We start from the raw sequence: 12,949 nt of genomic DNA, 5'->3' as shown, positions 1-12,949 counted from the left end.
CGTAATTAAGAAGAAAGGTCCCGTCAGTACATGGCGCTCGATCCCCCTACCATGCTGGTCCTCACCGTCGTTCTCGCCGCGACCGCCGCGCTTTACCTGGCGATCGAATGGGGCAGCGTGCGGGAAAACTCGCTGCTGTTCTGGAGCGCCGGCTTTGCCACCATCACCATCGGCTCGACCCTGGCCCTGATGCGCAGCAGCGGCCTGCTGGTGCTGGGCATCTGGTTCGCCAACGGCCTGCTGGTGACCGCCCACTGGCTGTTCCTCCTGGGTGTGGCGCGCTTCACCGAAACCCGCCTGTCGCGGGCCTGGTACCTGATCTTCGTACTCTGGGGCGCGCTGCTCCTGCTCCCCGAGGACCAGTGGTGGTCCAAGGTCATGACCTTCTTCAATGCCGGCCTGGTGGGCGTCCTGGCCCTGCGCGCCAGTGCCCTGCTGCGGCCTCACGGCAGGTCCCTCAGCGTCGGCGCCGTGCAGTTGCGCTATGTGATGCTCGGCCACGGCCTGTTCTACGTACTCAAGGCGTGCCTGGCGATGGTTCCCGGGACCCTGCTCGACCTGGCCTCGTTCCGTGGCGAGATCATTCAGATCTCCCTGGTGGAAGGCGCCGTGGCACTGATGCTGATCGCCCTGTCGATGACCGGCAGCGAACGCTACCGCCGGGAAAAACGCATCGCCCGCCTCGCCGCCCGCGACCCGCTGACCACCCTGTACAACCGCCGCGCCCTGGAGGTTCGCGCGCCACGCCTGCTGGAAAACGTCTCGGTGCAGCAGCCAGGCGCACTGCTGCTGATCGATATCGACAACTTCAAGCTGGTCAACGACCTGTACGGCCATGCGGCGGGCGATCGGCTGCTGGTGAGCCTGGGCGAAATGATCCTTGCCGGGTTGCCGGAAGACGCCCTGGCCGCACGCTTGGGCGGCGACGAGTTCGTGATCCTGCTGGGCAATGCCTCCAGCGAGCGCATCGTCGCCCTCGGCAGCACCCTGCGCGAAGGCTTTCGCCAGCAGGCCTCGACCTTCGCCACGCCGGAGCCGGTGACCCTGAGCATCGGCGCCAACCTCTTCGAATACCCGCCGGCCAGCCTGGCGGCGCTGATCGAACAGAGCGATGCGGCGCTGTATGAATCCAAGCGCGGTGGCCGGGACAGTATCCGGCTGGTGGATGCACGCTGATTGCTGATGGCCCCATCGCTGCGATGGGGCCCGAAAGCACCCCTCCGAGTTAGAAGCGGTACTTGGCAGTCACCGTATAGTTACGTGGATCACCGACGAAATTGCCGCCAACGGTGGTCATGATGCTGGAGTAGTAGTCGCGGTCGAAGATGTTGTTGGCGTTCAGGCTCAGGGTCAGGTGCCGGTCGACATCGTAGCTGGCGAACAGGTCGGTCACCGCGTAACCGCCCTGCTCGATGCCCGCGCTGGTGTAGATATCGCTCTGCACATGCAGACCGCCACCGACCTTCCAGCGATTCAAGTCACCCGGCAGGCGGTAGCTGGTGGCCAGCTTGAACAGGTTGAGCGGCAGGTTGGTACCGTAGCGCTCGCCGCTGGACTGGGTGCCGATCGGCGCATAGTCATTGGGCTTGCGGTGCTTGGCGTAGTTGTAGGTGTAGCCGGCCGACAGTTGCCAGTCCGGCAGCACTTCGCCGCTGATCTCGAACTCGACGCCCCGGCTGCGCACCTCGCCCGACGCGCCATAGCAGTCCGGCATGGCACCGCAGGTGGCGGCATCCAGCTGCACCGGCAGGTTTTCCAGGTCGATCTGGAACAGCGCGACACTGGCATTCAAGCGCCCGTCGAAGTACTCCGCCTTGAGCCCGACCTCGTAGTTGCTGCCTTCCTGCGGATCCAGCAGGCCGCCACCGGCGCTGTTGTAGTTCTGTGGATTGAAGATCCGCGTCCAGCTGGCATAGGCGGTGTAGGTGTCGCTGAGGTCGTAGGTGAAGCCCAGGTAGGGGGTGAATTCCCGGGTCGCCTTGTACTCGTCGTTGCCGGTCCAGGTGCCGGAGTGGGTGGTCAGTTCGTAGGCGTACCAGTCCAGGCGCCCGCCTGCGGCCATCTTCAGGGCGTCGGTCAGGCTGAAGCGCGCGGTGAAGTAGACGCTGGACTGGTCGATCTTGCCGTCCCGCGACCAGGCATCGGTGATGCCGGGCTTGGGCACGCCCTTGCCATCGAACGCCAGCGGGTCGAACTCGTAGACGAAGCCCAGGGGCCAGCCGCCAGGGCCGTCGTCGATATCCTGCTGGCGATAGCTGCCGCCCACCACCAGTTCATGGCCGCGCCCGAACAGTTCGAACGGACCGCTGGCATAGCCGTCGAGACTGGCCTGGGTGTTTTCGTAGTGGTACTTGCCGAAGCCGAAACCCAGGTCGCGGGAGGTTTCGTCCGGGCGATAGAGGTAGGAACCGAACATGTCCATCTGGCTTTGCAGCGCGGTGGCGGCGAACTTCGCCGTCCAGTCGTTGGCGAAGCGGTGGGTGATGTCGGCGAAGACCGTGCTGCTTTCCTTGTCCCAGTACGACCAGCTCGGGCTCATCCGGGTCGAGCGGGGAATATCGAGGAAGCTGCCATCGGCATTGGTGCCGCGGCCGTTCCAGTCGGCGCCGGGGTTGTTGTCCTGGCTCCAGCTGTAGCCCACGGCGAGCGTGGTGGCATCGTCGAGGTCGGCTTCGAGCACGCCGTAGAACAGGCTGCGGCGGTTCTGGTAGTCGTCGATATAGGCGTTGCGGTCCTGCAGCGACAGCACGGTGCGCCCGCGCAGGGTACCGCTGGCATTGAGCGGGCCGCTCAGGTCCAGTTCACCGCGGTAGTCGTCCCAACTGCCGGCACCGGCGGTGATGCTGCCCTGGAAGGTTCCGGTGGGCCGCTTGCGCACCAGGTTGATCGAGCCGCCCGGGGAACCCGCGCCCTCCATCAGGCCCGAGGCGCCACGCACCACTTCGACCCGGTCGTACATGGACAACAGGCCTGTGGAAAGGCTGGCTTCGTCGTAAGCCACCGGAATGCCGTCGACCATCAGGTTGTTCAGCTGGAAGCCCCGGGAGTTGAAGCGCTCGCGCTCGCCGCCCCACTTGGTCAGGGTCAGGCCGGTGGTGTACTTCACCGCATCGCCGAGGGTGGTCATGGCCTGGTCCTCGATGCGCTGGCGGGTCACCACGCTCACCGACTGCGGGGTTTCCCGCGGGGTCAGGGCCAGCTTGGTGCCGCTGCTCATGGTCCCGGTGGTGTAGGAGCCGGTAGGCTCGCTGGTGGCGCCAAGGCCGCTGGCATTGATGCTGGTGGCGTCCAGTTGCAGCGCACCGTCGTCGGCCGAAGCCGGGCTGGACACCAGGTAGCTGCCGTCCCCGGTTCTCTGCAGTTTCAACCGGCTGCCACGCAGCAGCCGTTGCAGGGCCTGCTCCACCGTGACGTCGCCACTCAGGGCCGGCGCCTGAAGACCCTCGGCGCTGTCGGTGGCGAACAGGATGCGCGCCCCGGTCTGCCCGGCCAGGGCATTCAGGGCCTGGTCCAGCGGCTGGGCCGGCAGGCTCACGGCATGCCGGGCCTCCTGGGCCTGCAGGCTGGTTGCCAGGGTGATGCTGACGGCCAGCAACGACAGGCGGCGCAAGCGGCGCGATGTGGTGTAGATGCTCATTGGACTCCCCGATAGTGCAGTCGAAAAACGCGTTCTGAATCGACGCTCACAGGGAGTGGCGAATGGGACCGGAAAAATGTTGAGGCCAGGAATGAAAAATATTCTCTTTTCCATCAACGACTGCGGATCGACACCTGGCCATCGGCAGCACGCTCCACATTGATCGGCAGGATCGACGGCAGCAGATCGAGCAGCGGCTCCACCGCAGCACTGTCGAACTCACCGGAAAGCCGCTGGCCGGCAGCCCGGCTGTCGAGCAGGTGGATCGGCGCCTGGCGATAGCGTTGCAGGTCGACGATCACCTCGCGCAACGGCGTGCCGTCGAAGCGCAGCTTGCCCTGTTGCCAGGCAATGACCCTGGCCGGGTCCACCGGGGTGACCTGGCCGATCTGCGCGTCCCTGGCCTGCACCTGCTGGCCACCGAACAGACGCTGTGCAGCGACGGCGGTGCTGGAGACCTCCACCTCGCCGTCCACCACTGCCACGGCGACGCCGCGGCTGTCGCTGCGCACATTGAACACGGTGCCGATGTCGCGCACGGCGATGCCCTGGCTGCGCACGATGAAGGGCTGTGGGCCGTGGGCCACGGTGAAGGTCGCTTCGCCCTGCAGCAGCTCGAACTGGCGGCTGCGCAGGCGGTGCTCGATGCGCAGGTGGCTGTTGCTGTCGAGGACCAGCTGGCTGCCGTCGGCCAGGGTCAGGCGCTCGCGCTGGCCGATGGCGACGCGCACCTCGTCGCTGTAGTACGACGGATCGAAGGCCCAGGCCGCTGCAGCCAGCAGCAACACCGACAGCCCGCCACCGAGGGCGCGCTTGCGTTGGCGCTGGCGGGTGCTCTGGGCCTTGGCTTCGGCAAGCAGGGCTTCGCGGGACGGGACGCGCTCGCGCAGGGCCTGCTCGAAAGGCGTCAGGGCATCGGCGGGTTTGCGGGCGTCTGTCATGCCGTCGCCAGCGCCCGGCGGGCCGGTTCCCACTGGCGGGCGATGGTGTGCATGGCGCGGGAGAAATGCTGGGTGACCATATTCAGGGAAATGCCCAGCTCGGCGGCGATCTCCTTCTGTGGCATGCCGTGAATGCGGTGCAACAGGAACACCTGGCGGGCCCGGGCCGGCAGGCTGTCGACGATGGCCAGCAAAGCATGCAGCTGCTGCTCGAAGTCGAGGCTGGCGGCGCCGTCGAGGTCGTGCACATGCCAGTCGGGGACGTCCGGTGTGAAATCGATCAACGCCGCACGGCTGTTATCGGCGCGGCGGCGGTCGATGGCCTTGTTGAAGGACACCTTGCGCAGGAAGGCGAACGGCAGCTTCACCGGCTGCTGCGGGGGCTTCTCCAGCAACTGCACGCAGACGTCATGCACCACCTCGCGGGCGAACTGGCTGCCCTGGAAGCGCCGGCGGATATAGGCGACCAGATCATCGTAATGCAGCGCCAGGGCCCCGATCAGTTCGGGGTTGGAGGTGGAATCGGGCATGAGCGTCAGGGTATGCGAATGGGAGTGGTTCGCATTATATGCATTAGGGAAGCGTTGCCAAGGCATGTTGTCTGGTGACTGTCAGGGCCTCATCGCCGGCAACGCCGCCTCCCACAGGGTCCAGCGGTGCACGCGAACCTGTGGGAGCCGGCGTTGCCGGCGATGAGGCCATCACTATCAACATCACACCAACCCGCTCTCCGAGCACACCAGCATCACCGCCAGCATCAGCATCGCCCCGCCCGACACCCTGCCGACCCAGCGCGTCGCCGCTGGCCGCGAGCGCAGCGCCACCCCGGCGCCCAACCCCACCAGCGAATACACCACCGCGCAACTGGCCGTGTAGATCAGCCCCAGCACCACGATCTGCCCGGCGATGCCCAGCCCCGCCTGGGGATTGGTCCAGGGCGGGACAAAGGCGACGAAGAACAGGAAGCCCTTCGGATTCAACCCGCTGACCAGCGCGCCGCGCACGAACTGTCCGAGCCGGCTGGTCGCTCCCGCCTCGGCCCCCGCCTGCGCCACCGGCGGATTGCGCAACAGCCCCACGCCGAGCCAGGCCAGATAGGCCGCGCCCACCAGGCTCAAGCCAGTGACAAAGGTGGTGTTGCCCGCCACCAGCACCTCGAAGCCGCCCGCCACCACCAGCGTCAAGGCGACATAGCCGGCAAGCAACCCGGCCACAGCCGCCATTACCCCCTTGCCACGCAGCCCTTCGGCGATCGCATAGGCCCAGTCCGGGCCGGGAATCACCACGAAGACCATGGCGAAGCACCAGAAGCCCCACAGCGTCACGGTACTCATTCCAGTGAACTCAGCCATGCAATGCGAGCCCCTTCAACGCCTTGTCCACGGCCTTCTTCGGCCCGCGCAGGGCCAGGCCCACCAGGTTCAGGCTGGACGGATCCTCGGCGAGGAACACTTCGCGATTGGCCGCGTCATGGCCGGTGGCGAACATCGCCTGGACGTAGGGCGACAAGGTCAGGCCGCGCTCCAGGCCGATACGATGCGCCTTCTGCAACCCGGCCAGATCGCCTTCGAAGATCATCATCGGCTGGCCGAACAGCTTGCCGTAGCGGTTGCCGGCGGCATCCACATAGGGCTCGCCCATGACCTCGGGCGCGGCAGCGGCGATACCGGTGGAAAGAAAGGCCACCACATTCAGGCGCTGCCAGATGGCAAGGTCGTTGCGTACGACAATGGCTACTTTGCTATCGAACATCGGGAAAACTCCAAATCAAAGGCGAGGCGCCATGATCGGAGTCGGGAGGCGGGTCAGTCTGTAAGGTTTGTGCACTGTCGGCGATAAGCCGCCGGGGTCATGCGGAAGGCGCGGCGGAACCATACGCCGAGGTGGCTCTGGTCGGAGAAGCCGGTCTGCGCCGCCACTTCCGCCGGTTTCATGCCGCGCGCCAACAGGGCCCGTGCCGTGCGCAGGCGCAGGCGCACCAGGTAGGCGTGAGGCGACTGGCCGAAGGCTTTCTTGAATTGCCGGGTCAGGCGAAACCGATCGACGCCGGAGAAGGTCGACAGCTCTTCGAGGCTGACGTCATAGGCCATCTGCGCGTGCAGGAAATCCCGTGCCCGCTGCAGTTCCTGCGGCGAATCGCGGCGCAGCGAAGCCGGCTTGAGGCAGACATGACGCGCCAGCGTGCCGAGCAGGTGGTCAATGCCCTGGTCTCTTGCCAGCCGCCCCTCGTTGTTGTGCAGGGCATGGAACGCCTGCTGGATCGCGCCGATCAGCTGCGCATCGTCGGTCAGGGTGCTGTGGAAGGCCGCCTGCAGGCTGGACGCATCGCCGATGCCGAGGCGCTCGGTGATGCTGCTGACGAAGGGTTGCGGCAGGTACAGCATGGCGTAGGTAAAGCCCTCGGCCTCCGGGGCATGACCGTCATGCACGGCACCGGGCTCGATCAGGATGGCCCGGCCCGGCGTGCTCACGTGCAGCGAGCGGTGGCAACTGAATTGCTGCACGCCCTGCTGGGTCACGCCCAGCAGCATTTCGTCGTGGTCATGGGGATCGTAGGCATGGCCCTCGAAATGCGCATGGACGCTCTCGATCCCGGTTTCCGCGTCGCGGCGCATGTGCAGCCAGTCGTTGTCGCGGTTGTCGTGTGATTCAACGCTCATAAGGGCCGTCGGGGGTTGAATGGCGGGCTGCGGAGCCGGAGGATGGACGCCTGACTCGTGAAGCTCAAGGAGACCGGAAAAATGCCAGCAGGAAATACAATCTATCTGGATAACCTGGCGGTTGGCGATGTTTTTGTCAGCGAGGAGCATGCGCTGGACGCCGAGCAGATCATCCGTTTCGCTACAGAATTCGACCCACAACCCTTCCATATCGAGGCAGATGCCGCCAAGGAAACCTTCTTCGAGGGGCTCGCCGCGAGTGGCTGGCACACGGCGGCGATCACCATGAAACTGCTGGTACAGAGCCTGCCATTGTCACGCGGGGTGATCGGGGCAGGCGGGGAAATCAGCTGGCCGCGAGCAACCCGGCCGGGGGATGTGCTCAAGGTCACCAGCACGGTGCTGGAGCTGTTGCCGTCGCGGTCGAAGCCGGACCGGGGCTTTGTGGTGGTGGAGTCGTTGACCCGTAACCAGGCAGGAGAGGTTTGTCAGAAGCTGGTTTCGAAGGTGTTGTGTTTCCGCAAGGACAGCTAGCCCTCAAACGACGCGGACCCTGTGGGAGCGGGTTCATCGGAGCGCCGAACCGCCGCGATTGCGGTAGTGAATTCACCATCGCAATCGCGGGTGAACCCGCTCCCACAGGGTCCGCGTCCGCCTTCAGCCGCACACCAGCTTCCCGACCTTACCCCGCCGCCGCTCCAGCAACCGGTCGAAGCCCAGGTTGTACAGGTAGGTATACGGCAGCAGGAACACCAGCAAGCCCACCTCCATCAGGAACGCCTCCACCAGGCCGATCGACAGCCACCACGCTGCCGCCGGCACTACAGCGAGGATCAGGCCGCCTTCGAAACCCAGGGCATGGGCGATCCGTACCCATGGCGTGCGCGTGAAGCCCATGCGCCGTTGCAGCCGGTCGAAGAGGACGTTGTAGAGCATGTTCCACAAGGTGGCGGTGACCGAAATGGCCAGGGTCAGCAGCCCGGCACTCATCAGCGGCTTGCCCATCACCAGGGCGATGGTCGGTGCGCACAGCAGCACGGCGAAGAATTCGAAGCCCAGCGCATGGACGATGCGGGTGAGCAGGGTCTTTTCGGTGGTCATGGGATGACTCCTGGAAAGGTTTGAACCCGGCCAGCTTATGACCTACATTTCCGTACCTCAACAGCCAATATCCCAAGCACTGGTTGCAAATATGAAACGCCTCGAATGGGACAACCTGCACGTCCTGCTTGCCGTGGTTCGCTCCGGCAACCTCAAACGCGCGGCCCAGCGTTTGCGCCTGAGCACCGCTACGCTGTCGCGGCGCCTGGATGCGCTGGAAGAACAGCTCGGCGGGCAATTGCTGGAGCGCAGTTCCACCGGCTGCCTGCCCACTGCGTTCGGCCAGCGTATCGCCGGCCTGGCCGAGCAAATGGAAGGCGCGGCCAACGAGATCCTGCGCGAGGCCGACTCGCCAGAGAACGTGGAAGGCACGGTGCGGGTGAATGCCGACGAGTGGCTGTCATTCCTGGTGATCGCCCTGCTCGCACCGATCCGCCCGCGCCATCCGCTGCTGGACATGGAGGTGCTGACCACGCCACACCCGGTCAATCTGGCGCGACGCGAGGCCGACCTGTCGTTGCGCTATGCCGAGCCGGAAACCCGCGACCTGGTCGCCGAGCCCCTGGGCGAGATCGAATTCGCGCTGTACGGCGCCAGCCACTACCTGGACCGTCACCGCCCGGCGCTCGCCGCGCGCGACTGGGCCAACCTCGACTTCGTCGGCCTGGAGGAGTCACGCCTGGACCAGGACCTGGAAACCTGGTGGCAAGGCCTCGACGGCGCACCCCCGCCGTGGCTGCGCTGCAACCAGACCCTCGGAATCTACGACGGAGTAATCGCCGGGGCCGGGCTCGGCATCGTGGAAAAACGCACGGCGAAACTGACGCCGACACTGGAACTGGTGATGGACATGCCCGGGCTGACCCGCGAGGTGTGGCTGTGTACCCACCGTTCGTTGCGGGAAAGTGCGCGGATCAAGGCGGTTCGGGATTTCCTGGTGCAAGCCTGGCCGCACTAGCAAGGCTTGACGCGCTCGGTGTGGGAGCGGGTTCACCCGCGATGACGATGGTGGGTTCACTTACGTCATCGCGGGTAAACCCGCTCCCACATTGACTGCGTCAAGACTACCTACAGAGCATGGATCAGGCTCTTATCTTGCCCGTTTCCCGACAGCCGTTGTCCCAATCGCGCGAGACAGGGCTTGCCCGGCGGCCTAGGATAGGCTCGCTTCGTCCTTGTGTGTCGAGTTATTTCCGGAAGGTCCCGTATGTCCACTACAACAACCAGTGCAGCGCCCCCTCTTTCAGCCACATCCACTGCCAGCCCCGGCAGCCAGCTGGTGATGCAGGTCATCGCCGGCTGCGCCCTCGCCCACCTGGTCAATGACCTGATCCAGGCGGTGCTACCGTCGATCTACCCGATCCTCAAGGCCAACTACGGCCTGAGCTTCACCCAGATCGGCCTGATCACCCTGACCTTCCAGCTCACCGCCTCGCTGCTGCAGCCCTGGGTCGGCTACCACACCGACCGCCATCCCAAGCCATGGCTGCTGCCGGTAGGCTCGATCTGCACGCTGGTCGGCATCATCATGCTGGCTTTCGTCGGCAGCTTCGGCGCCATCCTGCTGGCCTCGGCACTGGTGGGCATCGGTTCCTCCACCTTCCATCCGGAAGCCTCGCGCATCGCCCGCCTGGCCTCGGGAGGGCGCTTCGGCCTGGCCCAATCGACCTTCCAGGTCGGCGGCAACGCCGGCTCGGCCTTCGGCCCGCTGCTGGCCGCGGCCATCATCATTCCCTACGGCCAGGGCCACACCGCCTGGTTCGGCCTGGTGGCGCTGTTCTCGATGTTCGTCCTGTACAAGCTCAGCCGCTGGTACAGCCACCACCTGAGCCTGTTCAAGCTCAAGGCCGGCAGCAAGGCCACCCACGGCCTGTCCAGGCGCCGGGTGACCTTCGCCCTGGTGATCCTCGCGCTGCTGGTGTTCTCCAAGTACTTCTACATGACCAGCTTTACCAGTTATTTCACCTTCTACCTGATCGAGAAATTCGACCTGTCGGTAGCCAGCTCGCAACTGCACCTGTTCCTGTTCCTCGGTGCGGTGGCGGCGGGAACCTTCTTCGGCGGGCCGATCGGTGACCGCATCGGCCGCAAGGCGGTGATCTGGTTCTCCATCCTTGGTGCCGCGCCATTCACCCTGGCGCTGCCCTACACCGACCTGTTCTGGACCAGCGTGCTGAGCGTGATCATCGGCTTCATCATGGCCTCGGCGTTCTCGGCCATCGTGGTCTATGCGCAGGAACTGGTGCCGGGCAACGTCGGCATGATCGCCGGGATCTTCTTCGGCCTGATGTTCGGCTTCGGCGGCATCGGCGCCGCGCTGCTCGGCCACCTGGCCGACCTGCACGGGATCACCGAGGTGTACACCCTGTGCTCGTTCCTGCCGTTGCTGGGGATCCTGACGGTGCTGCTGCCGTCGACCAAAGGGGTCTGACAGACGACGCGGACCTTGTGGGAGCGGGTTTACCCGCGATTGCGGCAGCGAATCCAGCATCGCAATCGCGGGTGAAGCCGCTCCCACAGGGTCCGCGTGTGCCCATGAACACCAGTTTTTTTAACGCCTCAGAACACATATTTACTAATTTCGCCCCCGCCCCAGCCCCCTCAAGATCGGCCTCCTACAAAAACGAAGTGCGCCAAGCGTGCTCATCCTTGCCTTGGAGTCCGTCATGACCAACGCTGCGTCATCCGCACCGCTTATCGAGAAACACACGATCGGCTACGTGCCACCCGAAGATCGCCATGGAAAGGTACGGGACCTGTTCACCCTCTGGTTCGGCGGCAATATCGCGCCGTTGCCCATCGTCACCGGGGCCCTCGGGGTCCAGTTGTTCCACCTGAACCTGGTCTGGGGCATCGTCGCGATCCTCGTCGGCCACCTGCTCGGCGGTGTGTTGATGGCCCTGCATTCGGCCCAGGGCCCGCAAATGGGCATCCCGCAGATGATCCAGAGCCGCGCCCAGTTCGGCTCCCTCGGCGCCCTGCTGGTGGTGGTGATCGCCGGCCTGATGTACATCGGCTTCTTCGCCTCCAATATCGTCCTGGCCGGCAAGTCCTTGCATGGCGTGGCCGAGAGCATCCCGGTGCCGGTGGGCATCGTGATCGGCGCCCTCGGCTCGGGAATCATCGGCATCATCGGCTACCGCTTCATCCACGTACTCAACCGCATCGGCACCTGGGTGCTGGGCATCGGTATCGTGGTGGGCTTCGGCTACATCCTCAGCCACGTGCAGTCCGATGACTTCCTCACCCGCGGCAGCTTCAACCTGTCCGGCTGGCTGGCCACGGTGTCCCTCGCCGCGCTGTGGCAGATCGCCTTCGCCCCCTACGTGTCCGACTATTCGCGCTACCTGCCGGCCAACGTGCCGGTGGCGGCGACCTTCTGGACCACCTACCTGGGCTCGGCCCTGGGTTCGAGCCTGTCCTTCGTGTTCGGTGCCGTCGCGGTACTGGCGGTGCCGGCCGGCATGGACAGCATGGACGCGGTCAAGCTCGCCACCGGCGCCATCGGTCCGCTGATGCTGGTGCTGTTCCTGCTCAGCGTGATCAGCCATAACGCCCTCAACCTGTATGGCGCGGTGCTGTCGCTGATCACACTGGTGCAGACCTTCGCGTATCGCTGGATCCCTACCGCGAAAAGCCGCGCCGTGCTGTCGCTGGTGGTGCTGCTGGGTTGCTGCGTGGTGGCGGTGTTCGCCTCGGCGGACTTCATCGGCCACTTCGTCGATATGGTCCTGGTGCTGCTGGTGGTGCTGGTGCCGTGGACGGCGATCAACCTCATCGACTTCTACGCGATCCACAAGGGCGACTACGACATCGCCTCGATCTTCAAGGTCGATGGCGGCATCTATGGCCGTTACAACCCGCAGGCGTTGCTGGCCTACGCCATCGGCATCCTGGTGCAGATTCCGTTCATGAATACCCCGCTGTATGTCGGCCCGGTCTCGGCGCATATCGATGGCGCCGACCTGTCGTGGCTGGTCGGGCTGCTGGTCACCTCGCCGCTGTACTACTGGCTGGCGACCCGGGACAGCGCGTATCGCCGGCGGCAGACCAGCGCCAGGCTGGCGGCTGCGCACTGATCGCACGCAGGGCCTGAACGCAAAGGCCGCGGAGGTTTGCTCCGCGGCCTTTTTTCATACCGCTACGGTCAGCGGCGAAGCTGACACCGATAGCGTCAGCAATGCTTTGCAAATCCTCATGTTCAGCAACGCGTCACTGAGCAATTCCTGGTGGCGGTCATTGGGCAGGTCGGGAAGGCAGGCGGCGTACTGGATGGCTTTGACGAGGTGTTCGGTTGCCCGCTGGATGGCGTCTTCATGAGAGAGGCCGGGGCCGACGCAGAGGGTCGGGGGTGGATCGGGGACGAGCTTTTTCATGGTGTAACTCCTAGCCGGGTGATGCGGTCACCGACTCGCCGCTAAACGAGTGGGTGGCAGCTGTACGTGGGTTAGCAGACCGAGGGCTAGGAGACCCGGCGCACCCGAAGGTGCCCACACGCACAGCCGCCATTACAAGCGTCGCTGGAGTGCACTAGCCATTCGGACTGCTAATCCGTGTCGTCGATGTGCGACGACCGGCGAAGACTAGGCAGGGTTTCCCATGGACGCAAC

Annotated in this window: 13 protein-coding genes; 5 read left to right on the top strand and 8 right to left on the bottom strand. The window is 65.1% G+C overall.

The features are described 5' to 3' along the window. Positions 1–30 precede the first annotated feature (30 nt). Positions 31–1,176, top strand: a complete 1,146-nt coding sequence (locus ACKLLE_RS19880) for a GGDEF domain-containing protein (protein ID WP_420058844.1) — start codon at positions 31–33, stop codon at positions 1,174–1,176. Positions 1,177–1,225: 49 nt separating this feature from the next. Here ACKLLE_RS19880 and ACKLLE_RS19875 read toward each other — a convergent pair whose 3' ends face one another. The 6 genes from ACKLLE_RS19875 to ACKLLE_RS19850 form a co-directional block, all read right to left on the bottom strand. Next, positions 1,226–3,637 (bottom strand): TonB-dependent siderophore receptor, encoded by a 2,412-nt coding sequence (locus ACKLLE_RS19875; RefSeq protein ID WP_420058843.1) that lies wholly within the window; start codon positions 3,635–3,637, stop codon positions 1,226–1,228. A 113-nt stretch (positions 3,638–3,750) separates the two neighbouring features. Beyond that, positions 3,751–4,578, bottom strand: a complete 828-nt coding sequence (locus ACKLLE_RS19870; protein ID WP_420058842.1) for a FecR family protein — start codon at positions 4,576–4,578, stop codon at positions 3,751–3,753. Further along, positions 4,575–5,108, bottom strand: a complete 534-nt coding sequence (locus ACKLLE_RS19865) for an RNA polymerase sigma factor (RefSeq protein ID WP_064304093.1) — start codon at positions 5,106–5,108, stop codon at positions 4,575–4,577. Before ACKLLE_RS19865 ends, ACKLLE_RS19870 begins: the two co-directional genes overlap by 4 nt. A 183-nt stretch (positions 5,109–5,291) precedes the next feature. Beyond that, entirely contained in the window at positions 5,292–5,930 is a 639-nt protein-coding gene (locus ACKLLE_RS19860) for a LysE family translocator (protein ID WP_420058841.1), read from the bottom strand. Beyond that, on the bottom strand, positions 5,923–6,330 hold the full coding sequence (locus ACKLLE_RS19855; RefSeq protein ID WP_064304091.1) for a DUF2000 family protein: 408 nt from the start codon (positions 6,328–6,330) through the stop codon (positions 5,923–5,925). The genes ACKLLE_RS19860 and ACKLLE_RS19855 overlap by 8 nt, the downstream gene beginning before the upstream one ends. A gap of 53 nt (positions 6,331–6,383) precedes the next feature. Then, complete coding sequence (locus tag ACKLLE_RS19850; RefSeq protein ID WP_420058840.1) at positions 6,384–7,238, bottom strand: AraC family transcriptional regulator; 855 nt, start codon at positions 7,236–7,238, stop codon at positions 6,384–6,386. Positions 7,239–7,295: 57 nt separating this feature from the next. Between ACKLLE_RS19850 and ACKLLE_RS19845 the strand changes: the two genes are divergently transcribed. Continuing rightward, positions 7,296–7,772 (top strand): MaoC family dehydratase, encoded by a 477-nt coding sequence (locus ACKLLE_RS19845; protein ID WP_420058839.1) that lies wholly within the window; start codon positions 7,296–7,298, stop codon positions 7,770–7,772. Positions 7,773–7,895: 123 nt separating this feature from the next. Here the strand turns inward: ACKLLE_RS19845 and ACKLLE_RS19840 are convergent, their stop codons facing one another. Beyond that, positions 7,896–8,339 carry a multidrug/biocide efflux PACE transporter gene (locus ACKLLE_RS19840; RefSeq protein WP_064304088.1) on the bottom strand — a complete coding sequence of 148 codons (444 nt, stop codon included), beginning with the start codon at positions 8,337–8,339 and terminating at the stop codon, positions 7,896–7,898. 91 nt (positions 8,340–8,430) lie between these two features. Here ACKLLE_RS19840 and ACKLLE_RS19835 point away from each other — a divergent pair, with 91 nt between their 5' ends. The 3 genes from ACKLLE_RS19835 (at position 8,431) to ACKLLE_RS19825 (ending at position 12,418) form a co-directional block, all read left to right on the top strand. Beyond that, the gene (locus tag ACKLLE_RS19835) at positions 8,431–9,297 is read left to right on the top strand and encodes a LysR family transcriptional regulator (protein ID WP_064304087.1); all 867 of its coding nucleotides are present in this window, start codon (positions 8,431–8,433) and stop codon (positions 9,295–9,297) included. Positions 9,298–9,546: 249 nt separating this feature from the next. After that, a complete protein-coding gene (locus tag ACKLLE_RS19830; RefSeq protein ID WP_037062396.1) occupies positions 9,547–10,770 on the top strand; it encodes an MFS transporter in 1,224 nt (407 codons plus the stop codon). A 235-nt stretch (positions 10,771–11,005) separates the two neighbouring features. After that, positions 11,006–12,418, top strand: coding sequence for a purine-cytosine permease family protein (locus tag ACKLLE_RS19825; protein WP_420058838.1), 1,413 nt, complete (start codon positions 11,006–11,008; stop codon positions 12,416–12,418). A 54-nt stretch (positions 12,419–12,472) separates the two neighbouring features. Here ACKLLE_RS19825 and ACKLLE_RS19820 read toward each other — a convergent pair whose 3' ends face one another. Then, positions 12,473–12,715, bottom strand: coding sequence for a hypothetical protein (locus ACKLLE_RS19820; RefSeq protein WP_420058837.1), 243 nt, complete (start codon positions 12,713–12,715; stop codon positions 12,473–12,475). Positions 12,716–12,949 lie beyond the last annotated feature (234 nt).

The sequence above is a fragment of the Pseudomonas bharatica genome, assembly GCF_048586865.1.
Lineage (GTDB): Bacteria > Pseudomonadota > Gammaproteobacteria > Pseudomonadales > Pseudomonadaceae > Aquipseudomonas > Aquipseudomonas bharatica.
This window is presented reverse-complemented; position numbering and strand designations above follow the sequence as displayed.

Bases quoted from the DNA above. Each gene is read 5' to 3' on its own strand.
- ACKLLE_RS19870 (WP_420058842.1), bottom strand. From the start codon at position 4,578: ATGACAGACGCCCGCAAACCCGCCGATGCCCTGACGCCTTTCGAGCAG.
- ACKLLE_RS19825 (WP_420058838.1), top strand. From the start codon at position 11,006: ATGACCAACGCTGCGTCATCCGCACCGCTTATCGAGAAACACACGATC.
- ACKLLE_RS19830 (WP_037062396.1), top strand. From the start codon at position 9,547: ATGTCCACTACAACAACCAGTGCAGCGCCCCCTCTTTCAGCCACATCC.
- ACKLLE_RS19820 (WP_420058837.1), bottom strand. From the start codon at position 12,715: ATGAAAAAGCTCGTCCCCGATCCACCCCCGACCCTCTGCGTCGGCCCC.
- ACKLLE_RS19855 (WP_064304091.1), bottom strand. From the start codon at position 6,330: ATGTTCGATAGCAAAGTAGCCATTGTCGTACGCAACGACCTTGCCATC.
- ACKLLE_RS19835 (WP_064304087.1), top strand. From the start codon at position 8,431: ATGAAACGCCTCGAATGGGACAACCTGCACGTCCTGCTTGCCGTGGTT.
- ACKLLE_RS19880 (WP_420058844.1), top strand. From the start codon at position 31: ATGGCGCTCGATCCCCCTACCATGCTGGTCCTCACCGTCGTTCTCGCC.
- ACKLLE_RS19875 (WP_420058843.1), bottom strand. From the start codon at position 3,637: ATGAGCATCTACACCACATCGCGCCGCTTGCGCCGCCTGTCGTTGCTG.
- ACKLLE_RS19850 (WP_420058840.1), bottom strand. From the start codon at position 7,238: ATGAGCGTTGAATCACACGACAACCGCGACAACGACTGGCTGCACATG.
- ACKLLE_RS19860 (WP_420058841.1), bottom strand. From the start codon at position 5,930: ATGGCTGAGTTCACTGGAATGAGTACCGTGACGCTGTGGGGCTTCTGG.
- ACKLLE_RS19865 (WP_064304093.1), bottom strand. From the start codon at position 5,108: ATGCCCGATTCCACCTCCAACCCCGAACTGATCGGGGCCCTGGCGCTG.
- ACKLLE_RS19840 (WP_064304088.1), bottom strand. From the start codon at position 8,339: ATGACCACCGAAAAGACCCTGCTCACCCGCATCGTCCATGCGCTGGGC.